The 405-nt window shown below is 67.9% G+C and carries 1 protein-coding gene and 1 pseudogene; both read left to right on the top strand.

Going from position 1 to position 405, the window contains the following annotated elements; all coding sequences use genetic code 11:
* On the top strand, nucleotides 1–275 hold a 275-nt coding region (locus AC1DYG_RS20235; protein WP_477641627.1), incomplete at its 5' end, for a CoA transferase subunit A.
* A 20-nt stretch (nucleotides 276–295) separates the two neighbouring features.
* Nucleotides 296–405: pseudogene (locus AC1DYG_RS20230) on the top strand (CoA-transferase); the annotation flags it as partial.

Genomic DNA, 405 nt, shown 5'->3' with positions numbered 1-405 from the left:
CGTACGTCATGGAGCGGGGCATCGTCGCCGACTACGCCCTCGTCCACGCGTGGAAGGGTGACCGCCACGGCAACCTCGTCTTCCGCCGCAGCGCCCGCAACTTCAACCCCCCGGCCGCCGCGTCGGGCCGGATCACCATCGCGCAGGTCGAGCACCTCGTCGAGCCGGGCGAGCTGGATCCCGACCAGGTCCACACCCCGGGTATCCACGTGCAGCGCGTCGTGCCCGTGGGCAAGGTCACTGTCGGAATCGAGAAGCGAACGGTACGAGCATGACTCAGACGATTGTGCAGAAGCTGACCCGCGAGCAGATGGCCGCGCGGGTGGCACAGGAACTCTCCGACGGGCAGTACGTCAACCTCGGCATCGGCATGCCGACGCTGGTGCCGAACTACATCCCCGAGGG

Source organism: Pedococcus sp. P1_H8 (assembly GCF_056405175.1).
This window is presented reverse-complemented; position numbering and strand designations above follow the sequence as displayed.